This is a genomic window from Salifodinibacter halophilus (genome assembly GCA_012999515.1).
Lineage (GTDB): Bacteria > Pseudomonadota > Gammaproteobacteria > Nevskiales > Salinisphaeraceae > Salifodinibacter > Salifodinibacter halophilus.
Map to the genome: position 1 here is coordinate 1 of JABEEB010000085.1, position 333 is coordinate 333.

General features: G+C 69.7%; 1 protein-coding gene. It reads right to left on the minus strand.

Annotated features, from left to right (window positions below):
* The coding region (locus HKX41_10800) for an SRPBCC family protein (GenBank protein ID NNC24618.1) at nt 1-333 on the minus strand (333 nt) is incomplete at both ends.

A 333-nucleotide genomic window follows, 5' to 3' on the forward strand; every position in this document is an offset into this window, starting at 1 on the left:
GTTCTCCATCACCTGCTTGAGCCGCGCCAGCCCCTGCTCGTAATCCTTGCCGACCATCTTCTCCATCACCAGGCCGATCCAACGCGCCATCAGGTTGTAGCCGTGGTCGCTGTCCAGCGCCCAGGTCAGCTTGGTGCCCTCGCCTTCGGCGGCGAGGGTGTAGGTCGCGGTGGCCTGGCTGCCGTCGAAGTCCAGCGCGACCGCGATCCGGCTCTGCGGCACCGACTCGGCGATGCGCTGGCTGCCGCGGCCGACCCGCTTGCCCTCCCAGGCCATGCCCGCGCCGACGCCGGACTCCGGTCCGCTGTAGCTGTACTTGGCGTCGGGCTCGAG